Below are 18,153 nucleotides of genomic sequence, written 5' to 3'. Positions count from 1 at the left end.
CTATCAGCCTTTAACCCATATATCTGTAGCTGACTTTTTCTCTAACATAAATTTATTATAACATAAGACTTTTTATTTGTACACTCTGTTTCTATAAAAATATTTAGACTCTTCGTTACAATAGTCAGTTTCATGTGATAATTTAAAATAAGTCGCAAAAAGTGCGATATTTTATAAAAAGTTATGTTTTATGCGATATTTTAAGACAGTATTGTGTAATGCACATGTTGAATGCGAGGTTGGTTCAACATATGCATTCTCACCCTACAATTATGCTTCTCTTCCCTCTGAATCTAGCAATCTCTTATCCTTTCCATTTTAAGCCCTCTCACGCTTCCATAGAAAGGACTTCTCTAGAAAAATATACAAATAGGCGGAAATTCAAAATCTCTCCTATATGAAGCTGTAAAACCCTTTAAATGAAATCTACCCCTAAATTGGCTAAACACACCTTACTTTTCTTAACCTGCTTTGTTCGGCTTGTACACCACTTTGTTCCTATTATATACACATAAGAAAAGGCACATGCTCAAAATCAACATGTACCCTCCTTTGTTTCGCTATGAAATTACGCTTTAAATAAATCTTTTAATCCTCTTCCGAAGTTTCTAGCACCCTTCATACCAAGTACCATTGCTCCACCTACTACAGTTGCACCTAACATAGCGGTTCCACCTAGTTTATAGCCCCAACCTTTACGCTTATACATGTTCTTTGTAGAATCCCAACTCTTGTTTACAGAGCGACTTCCCCAGTTTTCCATATCATTAGCGATAAGTTCTCTTTTTCTTGCACTTCGGAAGAAGTTTGAACTACGTGCTATATCTTCTTCTAACGTGTTTCTTTCGAACTTTTGGTTTCCTATAGATAAGTAATACAGGTTCTCTACATTTTTAAATATAGTTACTGCACTAAATTCACCTCTAATACCTAAATCCTGTCTTACTTTCATGAAAGCAAAGTCTTTACTATCAATACTCATGTGTGCTAATCGTTTCATCTTTGTTATATGAGCGAAATTGAACACATGAGCGTAATTGGCGTTATGGATTTGTTGTATCTTGTCTACTGGTAATCCTTGTAGTGTTGCATCATCAATCTTCTTACTGTACTTTTGATTGTTTATGATTAAACTACCGTCTCGAACAACTAAAGATTCTACCCCATCGTAGCCACCAAATGATTTTACAATGTCTTTTGAAATACGCTCACAGAAGTCAAAGTAGTTTGTGTAATATTCTTCTTCGTCTCTTGCTTGATTATTCATTCTCTCAACTTCTAGGCGTTGCTTCATATAACGTAATTCTCTCGTTTGACCATTTAAGTTGTAAGCTGACACATTACCATAGACCTCTGAATTATAAGGTTCCATTACTTTTTCTTCGCTGTCTAAATTAGGGAATCTTTTCTCTAATTCACGCATTAATACGTCTGTAGGTATTTCATTCATAGAGTTGAATGATTGAACCTCTTGTGGATTCATATACGTACCAGTTTGTAATGGCGTATTAAATGGGTCATCTATTCCACCTTGAGCATTCACTTGACTTTGGTTTGGATTATACGTGTTTCCATACTTTTCAGCACGAGTTTGTGGTTGTGGTATATCGTCCATGCCCGGCATCATTTGTGGTTCTTCACCTGTATAAACCGTTTGAGGTGTACCTTTATACATATCCGTACCGATATCTACCTCTTCATGCTTATCTTCATGGTCTTCTTCATGTTTATCAGCGTCTTCATCTTCTTCATGATTCACATTACGATTATCAACATCTAAGTTTGGTGCGATTACAGTAGAAGAATTGCTTGTTGCTAGTTCTTGCTCATTTCCAACTTCAAACTCTTCCTCTTCACTACCATCTATATCTCCTGCTTGTTTTGATTCATTTCCAAACAGTTCAAGATATGTAGCCATACGATTCTTACCACTCTTAAATGTCTCAGGGTCAGCAAATGCATCTACTAAACATTGAGCCGAGAAATTCCATTCTGGTCTTAAATCCATTAAGAAGTCTAGATAATCGCCCTCATACCCCATTTGATGAACAACCATGTCTGCAATTGTTTTCGATTTCATTAAGGAACTTCTAGGGTCTAATTGCTTCCCACTACCTTGTGCCATTGCGGTTAAGTAGTCAAAGAATCCAATCTCAGGTCTTAATTCATCTGTTTTAGGGTCTACGTTCTGTTTACGTATCTTATCCCACTCTTTACCCGTTAACATGATTACCCCACCGACATACTGAAACTCAGGTGTTGTACATTGTGCTTTACGAGTCGCTGGGTCATTACTTAATGGTTTTGGCTCTTTTGCATTATTTAAGATTAAGTAAGGCTTGAAGAATGTTGCATCTGATTTCAATGTACTTACTTGCATGTTCCCCATTACCGCATCACGAGAACCCTTGTAATATACAAAGTTTCTAGCTTCTTGTGTTAATCTTGATTTAGAAGGTGAATCAGGTTTATTGGCTAACATGTATTGTGGGTAGTCTGCATTATACCCTAAGAACCAATCTGTACTAAAGTTATATAAGAAAGTACTGATTACGCATGTGTCATTATAGTCTTTACTTGCGTTTAACCCTCCTGCTTTCCCTTGATTTCGTGGGAATATCAGTTCACCATTTGGAAGCGGGTTGATACGAACATTTTGACCAATTACAAAGATATCAGACATCACTTCTTCTGCATTCTTGAAACCTGCATTTTTCGCATCGTTTAACTTTAGGATTGTACGGTCTAAATTATCTAACATATCCGTACAGTATGCTCGTTTCGGGTCTTGTATTTCTTTAATTAAGTTTTGTGCTTCCCTTACCTTTGCTTTCTCATTAGACTTTAATCCGTCCATTGAAGGGAAGTCTTCCAATACATCTTTCGCCTTCTCTAATTCCTGTAGAGTTGCTTTACTTAATAGCATACTCTTACTGAAAAATCCGTTTGTACCACGAGGATTTATCTTTTTAGATGAGAAGTTAGTTTGGAAGTTCGTAAACTCATCTAGTACGACTGCTATTCCGTTTGGACCACCTAACGCATCAAATAACTCTTTATTCGAACCACTTGCATATAGTCTTAGTAAAAGTAAACCTAGTGTAAAGATGATGGCTCTGTAATACACGATGTCACCTAACTCGTCTTTATAGGAATTGATATCCCACCACTCAGGTACTCTCGGTCTCCACTTACTAGACATTGCATCGTAATTTAATACGCCATTGATATCAAAGCTATCTGAATACGCTGAACCACTTACGATAAACATGTTTGGCGTACCATTGTCTACCCCTACGTAATCAGCGAATAGTGCCGCCATATCAGGTTTACGGTCTAAGTAAAATACTGGACGTTCACTTGCAATAGCCGTTGATAGAATGTTAAGAGTCATTACCCCTTTACCACTTCGAGAACCTGCTATAATATTGTGAACAAGCTGTTTTGTGAAGTCTACCTTACTTCCTGCTTTAGAAGTAACTGTAGTTCCATCTGTTCCTTTACCTAATACAATGTTTGACCAGTCTACTGTTTCGCCCTTCTCCTGCAAGGAATCCAATACTTGATAGGCAAATAAAGGTCTAATGTTTGCCATCTTTGCATCAAATGTATGTACATATTCGACTACATCAAATGACCCACCTTTTGTTCTTGTCTCAGGTGAAATGTTATACTCTCCACCACCTACGTTTCCTACCCCATCCATGATTCCATTGATAATATTCTCCATTATCTTTTGGTTTGTTGGGAGTTTGGCATCCGTAGATTCAACCATACGAATTTTAATACTTGCCCAGTCTTCATAATTACTGCTTGGTGAAGACTCAAGTTCAGGTATAATTGCCATTGTTACCATAGAACGTGAAATACGCTCTAGCCCTGCTTTTATCAGTTCTGTATCTTTTACAACATCTTTAAATTGAATTTTACCGTCTTCTACTAACCCTTCTCGTTCTACAATCAACTTTACCCCTTTATTAAGGAAATGACGTAGATTCGGTCTGATGTAGTTTTCAGCGTAGTTATCCCAACCACTACCACCTGCATATTTTTCATATACATATTCTCTGATATTCATCGTTGAGACTGTTCCATATACATATTCCATGATTTTCATAGGATAATAGATAGGTGTTTGTGAGTTTAACATTTCTTCTACATTGAATTGTCGCTCACGAGATACGTCTACCTTGTATTCCTCTGCTAACATGTGAGATAAGATTTGTAGAGATACAGATTCATACCCTTTTCCTTCTCCACCTGTTACACGAGCAACCCCTCTAGTCTGGTCTAATGTAGACACCCCAAAGTATTGTTCAATCTCGAAACCACCTGCTAATACCTTTTTATAGACATCTAGTATACTGTCTATGACACGGTTTACTGATTTCTGAATGAAAGGGTTCTTATCAATTTCTTCCTCTAAATCCGATTTCTCTTCTGTTTGAGGAAATAAAAGAGAATACATAACTTGTACATCTTGGTCTAGATATCCTTGTTGTGTATAAGAACCGGAATCTGTTTGTCTAATATTTGCAAGTAAGTTTACACCTACTCGTTCTACCTCTTCTTGTTGGGTTTTAGATAAACCACCAATCTCATGCAAACAGGAAATCGCATCTTCTACCCCTTCGCAACCAAACTCACGATTTCGGTCTACTGCTATATCTTTACCAAACAAATTGTAATATGCACATACAGTAGCATGAGTTAAGAAGTCTACCATTTCATATTCTTCGTCTTCATGGTCAAATACGAGTAATTCTTCTAGAATTTCATTTACTTTCTCTATTTGCTCATTGTATTTACTTTCTGACAGTTCTTTTAACTTTGTTGTACACTCTACCATTAATTCTTTCATGTTTTGTTCGACTGTTTCTGTTTGACTCACTACGATTACCCTCCTTTACCGTTCATATAAGCGTTTTAATAGATACATATACCTAGAATACTCTTCGTCTATTTCTTTCTCACTATCGAAAAGACGGTTTGCAAATCGGTTTGTTTTATACCCTTTGCAACCTAATCGAGTACCTTTTGTAATTATACCTCTTCGATATAGTACGTTTATACTATGTGCCATTGTACCTGCTTTATTTACCCCACCGTATTCGTATCTGTTAATTAAGTCTACAATAAAGGATACAACTTCTTCTTTTCTGTTTCTCGGATTACAATTCATAAACCCTTGTAATTCAGATTGAAGTTCAGAGGATAAAGTTTTCCAAACTGCTTTATGCTCTACCTCGTTTAAACTTGAAACATATTGTCCACATAAATCCCATTGGTGGTCATCTTCTGTATTTTCTTCGTTTTCTTCTTCCTCGTTTACTTCATCTTCAATTGGTCCATCATTTTCTAGTTGCTCGTCTTGTATTTCTTCTACGATAGTATCCAATTCTTCTTCAATCTCATCTTGTAATACAAAACAGATTCTCTCTGCAATAGATTGGTTTGTTACATACCCTTTGATATCTGAATTTTCATGTTTCAAAGCTGAATTGTACTGTCTGTGAGGTATGTTATTACAGTAGATGTACAAATCATGAAGAATTAGTAAGTCTACATGTGGTGTATCCTCTGTTAGACCTACATCAAATAGAATAAGACGTTTTAAGTCCTCTAACTCTTCTGCATCTAATTTGATACCCCTTTGCAACCTCTCTACCTGCTCTGCTGTTACAAATACATTTGAAAAGACTATTTCTGTATCTATTTCATTTCGATATTCAAATCCAACTAGTTCACGTAACTGTTGCGCCTTTTCATTTGTAACTGCCCCGTTTGAAGGTAAGAGATTTCTTGTTACTTCAATCAAATGACTACCCCATAAAGGATACCTTTGTTCTACTGCTCGTATCGTCTTTCTAGCGGTTAGTACTGTATCTACAAATAAAACTTCTCTTAACTTAGAAGCATCTGCTGAACCTGTTTCACTATAATACCCTAAAGTGTCTAGTCTTTTAGCAAATCTAGAACCTTTGTCTACATTGAATTTTTCATTTGGTTGGTTTTTCACTTCAGATAAGAATGGTTTTAACATTTGCATTCTAGGGTTATCTCTGTTTACTAAGCCCATTTGAATACCCCTAGATAAAACTAAGTAAGAAGTTAACGTATCAATTTCTACCGTTTCATTCGGTTTCTCTTCTTTTTCTTCTTTGGCTACCTTTTCTTGTACAGACAATGGTGTAGGACGCTTGTTACTACATTTTTCACGAACATCCTTGAAGTATTTATGAAGTCTTTTATCTGTTTCATCAAGAGAGTAGTATTGCGGTCTTAAACTTGTATGCTTATACCAATCTTTTACGTATTTTATCGCTTTGTGGTTTCCTAAATTTGCTTTCGGATTCTCTGTTAGCAATGTATACGGGTCTTCTAAAGCTTCTATGTTTTTCTGAACAAAATCTTTGAACGATATAACATCTGTAATAATTATAACGTTTGCTAATCGTTTTAATGATGAAGCTTTTGAGTCTAATCTCCTAACTTCTACTGGATTTAAGGAATAGTAAGTTAGTGGACTTCTTGGTATAACAATAACTTCCTCTACACTCGAAAATACACGGTTTCGGTATAATACAGAAGTGATTGGATACCCCGTTTGTAATGCTGAGTTTGTATTTTCACTGACTTCAAATGGTACTATGTCTACCCTCTTCTTGTGGAATGTTCCTTCTGTAATAAACAGTTGGAATAATACCCCTTCGGGACTCACAATAAGCCGTCTTAGGTTGTTAGGCGACCATTTATCAATCATAAACGACTCATTACTACTTAACTTCTCAGTTACACCCCTTGTTAGCTTCGACCAAACGAGGTTATATAACGAGTTCTTATCCTTTTGACTCTGTTTTGGTTGAGTTGACACCTACGTTTCACTCCCTTGTTTTCTTAATATCAAATAGAAACTATTTCTTTTATTTATCTTATCTGTTCTTTCCTTGTATCACTGTTTATGTAGTACAGGAAGCTACTTTATAAGAATTTCCTCCATATACCTACTTCTATATTTCCGAATGAAAAAACCATTGCAGTCTATCAACAATGGTTTCTTTTTCTACTTGTATTTACTTTAGCTAGAAGACTTTGATAATGCTTCCCTTACGTTTTCTTGTGCTGACGTAAATCGGTCTACTTTCTCTACTACTTCATTGAATTGAATGTCTGATTCTCTATCTAGGATACTCATCACAGAAATTCCGTTCTTCTTCGTAACTAGGTATTCTTTCCCTAATTCATGGAAGTCATACTCTACTAACACAAACTGGAATCCACCTTTTGCAAAGATTTCAATAATGTTTCGTACAATTGGTAATGCATCAGGGTGGAAACCTTTTAATACTTCGTCTAAGATTACAATCGGTCTTGCTTCTCGAATCTTCATTAAACATAAGCTAAATAAGAAACTAACAACTTGACTCATACCGTCTCCACTTTGTAAACTAAAGTCTAATGGATAATGTTCACCTGTTGGTGTAACTTCTGTTAAAGTGATTGTGATATGTGTGTTTGTATTACTGTATAATTTCTTCTCTACAATGATATTATACGTTTCATTTGGAAACATCGTTCGTAAAGCTTTATTAATGATACTTTGAATATACCCCAAGATTCTTTTTGAGTTACTATCGGATAAAGTAGCTAGAATCTGTTGCGCTCGTAACATTGTTTCATACTCATTATACTTCTTTACATATAACTCACGTAGTTCTAGTATTTTATCCTCTAGTTCTTTCTTTGCTGTTGCTTTATACCTTAAATTTGCAATTACATTTGAAAACTGACTCACTTACTATCACTCCTAATAGTTTCTTCACTTAATTACTTATAAGATTACGTTTGGATTAAGAATGTTCGTTCTTTAATCAGCTTAACCCAAACGGACTGTATTGTTTTACTAGTTTACAACGTTACATCAAATCAGCAATGTCTACAACTTTGATATCTTTAATCTTACTAACAGGTACACTCGTTGTAATACTACCAAACTGTCTACCTGCAACCCAACCTTCCATATCTGACTCTAGGTTTGCAAAGACTAATACATTGTCTTCTAACTTTACTTGTAGTAATTTACTTTCTTTACGGTAGTCTTTACCTTCTTCTACCCCATAGTATTCAAATACATCGTCTGTTAAATTAAATAAGTCACTTACATCAAAGTCATCTTCATGTGGAGTTTCTTCTTTTTCTGTACTTGGTTCAGAATTCAAATTTAAAGGAATAGCTTTTAATCCTGTTGTTTTGATATCCTTTAAGTATACTTTTAAAATATCACTAACAGGTACATCTTTCCTTATATCTTCATGGTTCAAAAAGGCGATAGATTCATTACCTGTTGATACTCCTACACAAAGTTTAAATATATGCTTTACATTGCTTGTTTTAACTATAATTTCTTTCTCTTCTTCACTATAGTCTGTACCTATTTTTACATTACCTACCATTAATAACTTAATTCCTTTTGATACAGGCATATGGTTTCCTCTTTCATGTACTTCCATATTTCTCACGTTTTCACAACTTACTTTAACTGGTTTACCAACGGCATCTAGAAGTCTATAATAGATAACATCTATATGACTTACACTGTCTGCTACTACTGTTTCACCATTATTAAATGTAACTTTTACATACATGTTTTCTGTACTATAATCTAAAGAAGGTACAATACCCCACTTTTCTAAATTGTATCTTGTGTGCATAGCTACATGTCTAACGTCTCGTAATGGAATCTCAATGTTATCATAATCTGTAGTCATACAGTACATAGAGTCTCCTTCTATTTCTGATACACCATAGACAAGGTAGTCACCATCTTCCGTTACAATGTTAATAACCTTGTCTTCTAAACCATAATGTTTACCTACTTCAATTTCACCTAATTTAAGTCCATCATCGTTTGATTCAACATTTTCTAGAACCTTAGGTACAACTTCTATGTCTAAGATTCTGTAGTAAGGTATTACATAAGGTCTGTCGTCTTCTCCCATACCTCGTAATACTACATCTTTTTCATCTACGTTATCAATGAATTTAAAGTACATTTCTGATGCATCTGTAGTTACTTTAACTAATCGACTGTCTAAGGAATAATCTTTAGCCGTTTGAATAGGTTTTTCTTGTAGCATACTTTTTAATGTAGTTGGTCTAGATGTATTAGTATCTTCTTGAATTACCCCATCTATCATATCTAAAATCTCAATGTTTACAACATCTTCTCTCTTGATTGTCTTTGTTTCACTGTCAAATGAAGTTGCGTAGTAGTAAGCAATCGTAATTGTTTGAATATCTTTTAAGTATTCTGTATCTCCGTTTGATAATGTAACCTTTAGGATTTTATCATTATTATAGTAGTTTTCTAAAGGCATTACACCGTAATCTTCTAATGGTTTTAGGTGTAATAATTTTACTTCATCGAATGGAGAACTTATGTTTAAATGCCTATGCTCTATGTCTTTACCATACACAGAGTTTGTTTTAGGCGAAACATCAAAAATTGTAGTTAAATAAAATATTCCTTTTGAGTTTACTAACTTGATAACTTTATTTTCGTCTTCATAATAATTTTTATGTGTTTCTAACTCTTTTAGTGCTTTTACAGTTTTAAGTAGTTTTTCAATATCTTCTTGCTCAATAGGTGCAAGTTCCATTACCTTTACATCAATACGATTGACTTTCTCTTCTCCACCGTCTAGCTTTTCTACATAGAAATATAACCCATCTACAGATATTACTCTTTTAACCTTGGTTATTTGATTACCTATTCCAGTTATACTTATGTACTGACCTGTTTCTGTATAATCTTTTGCATATTCAATACCGTACTGCTCTAAAGTAGCGCATTTATAAAGTCTTAATGAACTAATTGCGCTAACACCAACTCTTTCTAATTCACCCTTTAAGTTTCTAAACTCTATTTTATGTTCACTTACGTTTTCTAATTTTGTTGTAAAGAAACTATCTACATATGTTTGAATGCTTAAAACTTGATTATTTTCCCCATAGTTTTTATACGATTCTAACTCACTTACTTGTAGTTCTCCATTTTGTAACATACTTATCTCCCCTTATCTCTTTAACTTTATACCTTATTATACCATAAAATGGTACTTTTGTCAAGTACCGTCTGTATATGTTACCTATTTAGTTAGCTTACAATTTCAAATTCATCTTGCCAATGTTTCAGTCCAATTACTTCTTTAGACTTGTTTGGGTAAGCTTCAAAACCTAATTCACCATCAAAACGAGTTACAACCGTTCTTTCTCTTCCTACCCCGAAATGGTCTTCGTCAAACCTAATTGTATTACCTAGTTCTACTGTATTTCCATTCTTGTCTCTCATTCTAACTACCTCTTTCTACTATTTAAATTACTTCTACGACTTCTACTTTTGCGATTGAACCTGCAATTACACGTCTTTTTTCGTTATCTAACGTTTTACCGAATAAGAAATTTCCTGTCATTTTCGTTAATGTTTTAAAATAATACGTTACTTGCTTAGATGTTGTAAGTTTAATTGCTTGTGACTTCTTACTATAATCCTTTGAAAACTCCACTTGATTTGTCAGTTCTTGTTTACTCATTATTATCTACCCCTTATAGATTCTTAACTTCTTTCCACTTGTTTACGTATCCAAACATATTAACAATGACAACCCAATCACTGTTTTGAAGAAAGGTCTTAGAATGTTACCCCTAAGACCTACTTGTTTCTTCTATTACTTCTTCGCTAATGTACGGAATACACATAACCACATATTAGAAGGGTCTGTAAATGTAACCGTCCAAGCTGTAGAAGACCTTGTTACACGAATAACTAAATCATCCGAGTATTGAGCATCATCACCTAAAACCGAGTCCTTTAATACCCCTGTTACTACATTGATATTGAAGTCTTTTAAATCTGCTCCACTGTAGTTTGAGATTGGAATGTTTTGTGAGAACTTCTTAGAGCGTAATGCTAATACTTCGTTTTCAAGGTCTAATGACATCGTTGTATTATCTTTTGTAAGAGTTAAACGGTTAATAACACTTGTAAACATCTTACGGTCAACTGTAAAGTAGTTATCCACCGTTAATGTTTCCATCATACGTTTATAATCTAACATCTTCTCGTTAAACTTAATAGAAATACGGTTTGTACCTGCGGTGATAAAGATTTTACCCTTTTCACGGTATTTACTTACTAGTATTTGGTCGTATTCAGAAGTAAGCTGTTTCAGTAATACAATTCCTTCATACCCCAATACGATTCCTTTTAAACACTCAGGTAACTTGTTTTGGAATAAAGCGAATGTTTTACTACTAAATACATATGCGTATTTTTCTTCAAAGTTTATTTTACTATCATTCATGTTTGCATCTGCATTATTTAGAAGTGGTAATAATGCTTCGATGTATATCTTTAATAATGGAGAAGCGACAACCTGTTCTCCGTCTAGGATATTCATATTTTCTAACGTAGCCTTTGAAATTGGCGTTGTATCAAATACCCAATGACTATCATTTTCTAAGTAACTTGGCTGACCTTCTAATGGTTCTTCATGTACTGTTAACGTTAATGTACCTCCACCGTTTGTACCTTCTACTAAATCGAATGTAACCTTTGTTGGCATCGTTCTATCTATTGTGAATGTATTTAAGAAGTTTAGTAACTCTTTTGTTTTTACTTTGAACATATCACCTGTGTTTTTAGAACTGTAATTGAAGTCTGATTTCTCAAACTCTGTTATTGCTCCTACCGTTGCTGACTCTCCAAAAATAGTCAAGTTATCTTCTGTCACTGTGAAAATAACTACCTTGTTTCCTTCTAAACTTGATTGTGAGTTTGCCACATTCCCTACATACGTTAACCCATTAATTAACTTGTCGAACTCTATCTCTAATCTCATTTTCTTGCTCCTAACCTACTTATTTACTATATTCCTTATACTCCTTCACTTTTTGTGAAGTTACAGTCGAATTTCATCTGTTTATATGAAAGGTTGTAGACTCTACCACAAAGATAAAGCCTACCCTTTATGTGTTTGACTACTTATAATTCTTATTCTTCGATATCAATGTCTGCTCCGATGTTGAATACAGGCATTGATTGACCTTGTTGTGCTAATGCATCTTCTAAGTTCGCTCCACCTGTGATTGGTTTTGGAGTTGGAATTTTTACTTCTTGACCTTCTTTTGGTTGCATATTAAAAGAAATCATACCTTTTCTTGGTTGGGCTTCCTTATCTTTTACTACTTCTTTGTTTTGAGCAATTGCTTGTCCGAAACTAGGTGTTTGTACTGGTTTTACTTCCTCATCTGCTGATACCCCAAATGAAATTCCGCTTGTAGACTCTTGTTTCGGTTGCTCTACCGTTTCTTGCTTCGGCTCTACTGGTGTTTCTTCCTTTACAGGTGTTTCAGTTACATTTCCGAAACTAAATACTGGTGCATTTGCTTTCTTTTCTTCTTGAACAGGTGTTTGAACCTCTTCTTTCTTTGTTTCAGCTCCAAAGTTAAATTTAGGTGCTTCTGCTGTTTTCACTTCTTGAACAGGAGTTTGTTCTACTTCTTGCTTTGGTACTTGAATTGTAGATTGTTGGTTTGCAACTGCTTGACTAAGTTGTGTAGCTTGTTGGTTTGCTTCACCTTCTGCAACTTTCGCTTGGAAGAATGATTGTAACCCTTTCATATCAGTTTCTTGCTGTTCTTCTGCTTCATCCTCTGTAACTTCTAAGATTTCTTCATTTGTTTCTACAATTTGCTCTGTATCTCCAACAATACCAGTTACAAGGTTTGTATCTTCTTGTTGAATTTTAAGTGAGTTACCAGCTTGTTTCTCTAACTCATCTAAATCTACATGCATACGTGGGATGTTTAATGTGTCTTGTGATACATCTACCCCAGTTAAAGCCATTACTTGTGGAATGTCTCCTTCTTCAATTGCTTTTAACACTTCTTTTAGATGTTTCGACTCATTGTATACCCCATAAGCCGCATTTTGATATTCCGTTTCGATACCTTTTGTATCATCAGGTGTTAATTGTGTACCATGTTTCTTATTGAAAGCTTCGAATAACCTTACAATTTCTTGTTTCTTTGCCATTCGCATACCTTCATTTTTCGAATTGTTTTGGTTATGCACCGCTACCTGTTTGTTTAACTTTTGTGCTTCTTCTAACACTTGTTCTACTGTCATACTCATTTATCTTTCCTACCCCTCTTTTATTTATATGATTAGATTAATTTGTTTTCGTTTCTAAACTACTTGTTTAATGCCATTTCCAAGTATTTCTTTGCCATATCCCTTGACTCAGGCGTAGCAACTACTTGTAATGTATCTATTTGTTTAAAGAAATCATCACTACCCATATTAGAAGTTGTTAAAGAACTCAAAATCTCTTCTAGTTTACCCTTCTGAATACCAGTGTAGTCATCTATTAACTCTTTACTCTTTATATCTTCGATGAAATCACTATCAGGTCTAAAGATTTCAGTATAAGGTCTTAGATGGAATGGTTGCTGTCTAAATCTCATATCCGTCATGTTTGTACCTTCAATTTCTGTATACTCCCAAACCATATACCATACTTGGTCGTATAACTCACCATGACCAGGTCTTGTTGGACAACCTAAGTTTGCAAATGCTGACTCAAATCCATCTTGATATGAGAAGTTTATCATACCATTCGTAGGAGTGTGGATGTGACCACTGACTACCATATCTAAACCAAAGAAGTTTTTCTTTGATGATAGTTCAATTGCTCCTTCTCCGTGGAACTGCTGTTCTTGACCTGCTACATAGAACTCATTATGCATGATTCCGATGTTATAAGCGTCTGCTTGAATTTCAATCTTTTCATTCTCTTGACCATAGTCTACTAAATGGAAGAAGCATGGTGTTTCTGCATTTGGATGCGTAAACTCAACCATATTCTCCGTTTGCTTACTTGATGTGAATATCATTAACTCAGATAAGAACTCATAATCTGAAGTTTCATTGTAATCATGATTTCCTCGTAATACTACTACGTTTGGTAATGATTTTAACCATTTTGCTAAATATAGTAATGCGTTTTTATCTTGAATTGTAGATTTACCACGTCTTACCCCTACTAAATCACCTGCAAGGATAACTAAATCAGGTTTCTCTAACTCTACTATTCTTGAAATTCTATCAGTTACTTCCATGAAGTTTTCCCAATAGTTTATATGTCTACCTTGGAATACATCATCTGCATGAGGGTCACCAAAGGCGATTGCTTTCATACCGCTAATACGTAACAAACAACTTACCCCTTTCTTGTATTATAATAGGAAGATTACCGTTTAGATATGATGTTTATGTTGTTCTGATACTGGCTGAACACTACCACAATCTTTACATTGATATACTTGTACGTTTTGCTCATTTAACCAGTTACGTACTTGCTCTAACATATTCATCTTCTCTTGTTTCTTCGCTTCTTCTTGTGCCATTACTTCTTCAATCTGTTTCAATTCATTTAAGGCTCTACGTAAAACTTGTAACTCAGATACCTTAGATGTATCAATTGTTTTCAGCATTGGTAGTAGTTGTATCTTATTATATGTTTCCATTGCTTCTACTAACTGAACTAACTCGATTACTTTATCATAGTTTACTTTCGTTAAACTTACAGTTACCGTAACTGAATTGTAATCTTCAATTGCTTTACTAATTGCTAATAAATCCGTTACCTTTGATGTATCAATTGGTTTTAATTCGATACTAGGTTTTAATTCAGACAATACTCGGAAGACTTCACCCATGTCTTCTAATCGTTCTTTCTTGTCTATATTCGTATCTAAGGACTCATCAACTGTTTCTAAAGCATCTACTAGTCTAGGAGTAATAAGTTTATCCTTTGTAACTAATTCCCTGTGACTTTCAATTCGATGTTCTAAAGCCGTTACCTCTTGTTTAACTTTCATACGGTCAGTTTTTAATCGTAAACTTGCTTGTGTTAACTCTTCGGCTTTTAGTGCGTTAGACAGGAATTCGTAGTTTTCACGACCAGTTGTGTCTATTAGTAAAAGCTTATCTCTACCCCTTCTGAAATGAAGGTTTAACTTTGCATCATCAATCAAGTCTAAATACTTAGCGATATACTCAGGTACTTCGTTTACTTGTACATATACACCGTCTATTACTGTACTAAAGAATAACTCTCCATCTTTATGTAAATGATAAGCTGATTTACCGTTTAGATACTTCTCTCTTGTGATTACTACCCCATCACTGAATGTTTCTTTAATGATAAACCTATTTTGACCATGACGGATTAGTTTTGCTTGCTTTTGTTGATACATATTGAAATTTATAATACCTAATGCACGTAATACAGTTGTTTTACCTGATGAGTTATACCCTTTCAAGGAAATAATGCCGGTTTCATCAAAGTCGAATCTTCCGTACTCATACCCCATGAAATCAATTAACTCTACAGATACTAGTCTGCTATGACTCATATGTAACTCAAACTCTCCCTTCCCTTTCTATTTCTTTTACAAATTGTGATACTAATATAAAGACGTTCCTTCTATCCTATACCGTTTTCTTAATCGCTACCCCTAATCGACTTAAAAGAAATACCGATGAGAAACCGTTTTCTAGTTTTAAGGATAGCTATCTTTCTTAACCCTTAGTTTCTACATTCTACCTTACTTTTACAACGATACGCCTTGTGTATACACGTATCCTTATTATCCTTACTACTCTATTATACCATAAGTTTGTGTAATTGTCAAGTATGAGTTCTTCTAACTATCTTGTTTTGTCTAAAAGTAATGAAATTTCTAGATTTGTTTCTTTTCAATCGGATAGACAATGATAAAAGAGATAGGTTGGATATAAAATATACTTGTTCTTTTGTAAATGAAATCGTTTACTACAAGATATAACCTTTCCTACCCCTATTTGACTTCATTTCCCTGTACATAAAGAAAAGACACATGGTATCTACCACATGTCTCTCTTAGCTACTTGTTTCTCATGATAATGTTAGGAGTTTGTTTTATACTCTACTCTGCTCCAAAAGTGATTCCTTCTGCACCAGAAGTTTCACCTGAGTTTTCCTCAGTTTTTGTTTCAGTTGCTACTCCACCGAAACCACCTAATAGTTCTTCCGGTGATTTATTTTGTTCTGTTTCGATTTGCTTTGTAGCACCACCAGTTAAACCTGCTTGTACATTTTTCAGCATGTTTAACTCTAAGCGAGTTTCCGCCATAGCTTCATCTACAATTTCTTGTTGCTGTTCGTCAGTTAATAACGCACAAGCAATGATAGTGTCACGAGCCTTTTGCTTCGTCCAATCTTTAGCTTGCTCGTCTAAGTAAGCAAAGAATTCTACATCTTGTGGTTTAATTTGACGAATGTTGATTTGAAGGTTTTTACCACTATCTCTACGTAAGTTCTTCTCTTTTGATGGGTCATCAGTGAAGTTGTAGTTTAGTGATAATAGTTTACCTGCTACGCAATCGCCTGTATCCATTGAGTCTGCAAGTTTAGCCCAAATGTTTTTCCAAGAGTTTTCAGAAACTTCCATCCAAAAGATTTTGTACTTAGGAAGCGTTCCTACACCCTCTACTTCATGTGTAATCCAGTCGAATGAGTTAAGACCAGTTTTAGCATCTTTCTCAGTTTCGAACACTACAATTGGGAAGTAGTATTTTACATCAGGGTCTTTAATTGCACGTTGATTCAATAGTTCGATACGTTTAGGTTTTAATACTTCACCTTTATCATCGTTAGGGTCTACACCTAACTGTTCAGCAACTTTCTTGTACTTGATATTGTACAGTTCCCAACATTCCTGCGTTGCCGTCATTAATGGCGAGTTACCGCTGATACCATATTCTTCTAGACCTTTTAACCCTTGAGTTGAACGGTATTGAGAGAATGCACGACCATTCGTTACAGAGTGTACATATGCAGTTTCACGAACCAATTGTTTGTTTCCATCTTCATCAACTTCAAAGAAGTTAGGAACGTAAACTAAATGTTTGTTGTTCGCTTCAAATCGGAAGATAGGGAAGTTTTCATCAAATACACGAGGTACAGATGTACTAATTGATTGTGTTTTAACTGCGTTCTCTACCGCCTTAAATTGGTCTTCTGACTCTAATTGAATAGGTTTTAATTTAGAAATGTTCATGTTTAATTTTCCTCTTTTCGATAAGTTTTTGGGTACGTCTTTAGACGTTTTGGTAAGTTATTGGTAAGTTATTGGTAAGTTATTGGTTTTGTAATGGGCGCATCCCTCAGGACACTATTTGTTAATGTTTTGGTAATGTATTGGTTTTTACTCGATACTTTACTTGTTTACATTTTCACCTTAATTACCCCTAATTCACTTATCAGAGAAAAAGTAGCTTGGTACGATTGAACGCTCACTAACGTTCGACTTTTAGTATATTCAATCATACCTTTGTAGTTTAAAGTATACCCCTTATCAGGCACTTTTAAAACACACTTACTATGATTGAATACTATACAAAGTTTCCTGCCTTCGATGGCTGTTTGGACTATACCCTAGAGAGGTAAGAAAGAACAAAGACAGGAAGTTGTATAATACCTTATATGTTTAATATACCCCTCACTTAGAAGCAAACGTATACTGGAAAGAAATATGTTTGTGTGGTAATCTAAGCTACATGCTATATAATCTATAAGGTTCTATATTATAATATAGGTTTGTCAGCTTGCCTACGCTTATAATATAATACAATATCGAATCTTTTTCTTATCCGCTACTCTATTATACCATAAGTTTTTCTGAATGTCAAGCAAGTTTTATAAAACACCTAACAAGTTTGCTGTTATATTTTAAAATACTACTCACTAATAACCTAGTCCGTAAGATTGTTAGGTGTTTTATAAATCCCCTCTGTCTCTTATACCTTTACAGGAGTGTTTACGTAAAAGAGACAGAGCAAAGGAAATTACAAAATGGGATATTAAGGTCTCTTACCACCTTAATACCATACAGTATATAATCTACTAAGTTTGAAGATTATACATTCTATGCTACTAAAGTAGTTACTTTATATAAAGTGCCTCGACTGAATATGGGGATATTGAGTCTTTTATTTTGACAATATGTTTGTGTTGCTAGGCACTTTATATAAAGTTTGCTATATGC

Annotated in this window: 11 protein-coding genes; all 11 read right to left on the bottom strand. The window is 34.6% G+C overall.

Annotated features, from left to right (window positions below):
* Positions 1-568: 568 nt before the first annotated feature.
* The gene (locus tag ASE54_RS26360; RefSeq protein WP_000083855.1) at positions 569-4,891 is read right to left on the bottom strand and encodes a hypothetical protein; all 4,323 of its coding nucleotides are present in this window, start codon (positions 4,889-4,891) and stop codon (positions 569-571) included.
* A gap of 15 nt (positions 4,892-4,906) precedes the next feature.
* Positions 4,907-6,874 (bottom strand): hypothetical protein, encoded by a 1,968-nt coding sequence (locus tag ASE54_RS26355; RefSeq protein ID WP_000107257.1) that lies wholly within the window; start codon positions 6,872-6,874, stop codon positions 4,907-4,909.
* 204 nt (positions 6,875-7,078) lie between these two features.
* The gene (locus ASE54_RS26350; RefSeq protein ID WP_000077416.1) at positions 7,079-7,795 is read right to left on the bottom strand and encodes an AAA family ATPase; all 717 of its coding nucleotides are present in this window, start codon (positions 7,793-7,795) and stop codon (positions 7,079-7,081) included.
* Between the two features lie 121 nt (positions 7,796-7,916).
* A complete protein-coding gene (locus tag ASE54_RS26345; RefSeq protein ID WP_000939983.1) occupies positions 7,917-10,064 on the bottom strand; it encodes a hypothetical protein in 2,148 nt (715 codons plus the stop codon).
* Positions 10,065-10,156: 92 nt separating this feature from the next.
* Positions 10,157-10,351, bottom strand: a complete 195-nt coding sequence (locus tag ASE54_RS26340; RefSeq protein WP_001205120.1) for a hypothetical protein — start codon at positions 10,349-10,351, stop codon at positions 10,157-10,159.
* A 22-nt stretch (positions 10,352-10,373) separates the two neighbouring features.
* Complete coding sequence (locus ASE54_RS26335) at positions 10,374-10,592, bottom strand: hypothetical protein (RefSeq protein WP_000043133.1); 219 nt, start codon at positions 10,590-10,592, stop codon at positions 10,374-10,376.
* 135 nt (positions 10,593-10,727) lie between these two features.
* On the bottom strand, positions 10,728-11,900 hold the full coding sequence (locus ASE54_RS26330; protein ID WP_001235269.1) for a hypothetical protein: 1,173 nt from the start codon (positions 11,898-11,900) through the stop codon (positions 10,728-10,730).
* 152 nt (positions 11,901-12,052) lie between these two features.
* On the bottom strand, positions 12,053-13,195 hold the full coding sequence (locus tag ASE54_RS26325; protein ID WP_003299001.1) for a hypothetical protein: 1,143 nt from the start codon (positions 13,193-13,195) through the stop codon (positions 12,053-12,055).
* A 59-nt stretch (positions 13,196-13,254) separates the two neighbouring features.
* On the bottom strand, positions 13,255-14,277 hold the full coding sequence (locus tag ASE54_RS26320; RefSeq protein WP_000944509.1) for a metallophosphoesterase: 1,023 nt from the start codon (positions 14,275-14,277) through the stop codon (positions 13,255-13,257).
* A gap of 42 nt (positions 14,278-14,319) precedes the next feature.
* Entirely contained in the window at positions 14,320-15,480 is a 1,161-nt protein-coding gene (locus ASE54_RS26315) for a hypothetical protein (RefSeq protein WP_000019806.1), read from the bottom strand.
* A gap of 552 nt (positions 15,481-16,032) precedes the next feature.
* Complete coding sequence (locus tag ASE54_RS26310) at positions 16,033-17,166, bottom strand: hypothetical protein (protein ID WP_001027108.1); 1,134 nt, start codon at positions 17,164-17,166, stop codon at positions 16,033-16,035.
* Positions 17,167-18,153: the final 987 nt, after the last annotated feature.

The sequence above is a fragment of the Bacillus sp. Root131 genome (assembly GCF_001429475.1).
Classification (GTDB): Bacteria; Bacillota; Bacilli; order Bacillales; family Bacillaceae_G; genus Bacillus_A; species Bacillus_A thuringiensis_S.
This window is presented reverse-complemented; position numbering and strand designations above follow the sequence as displayed.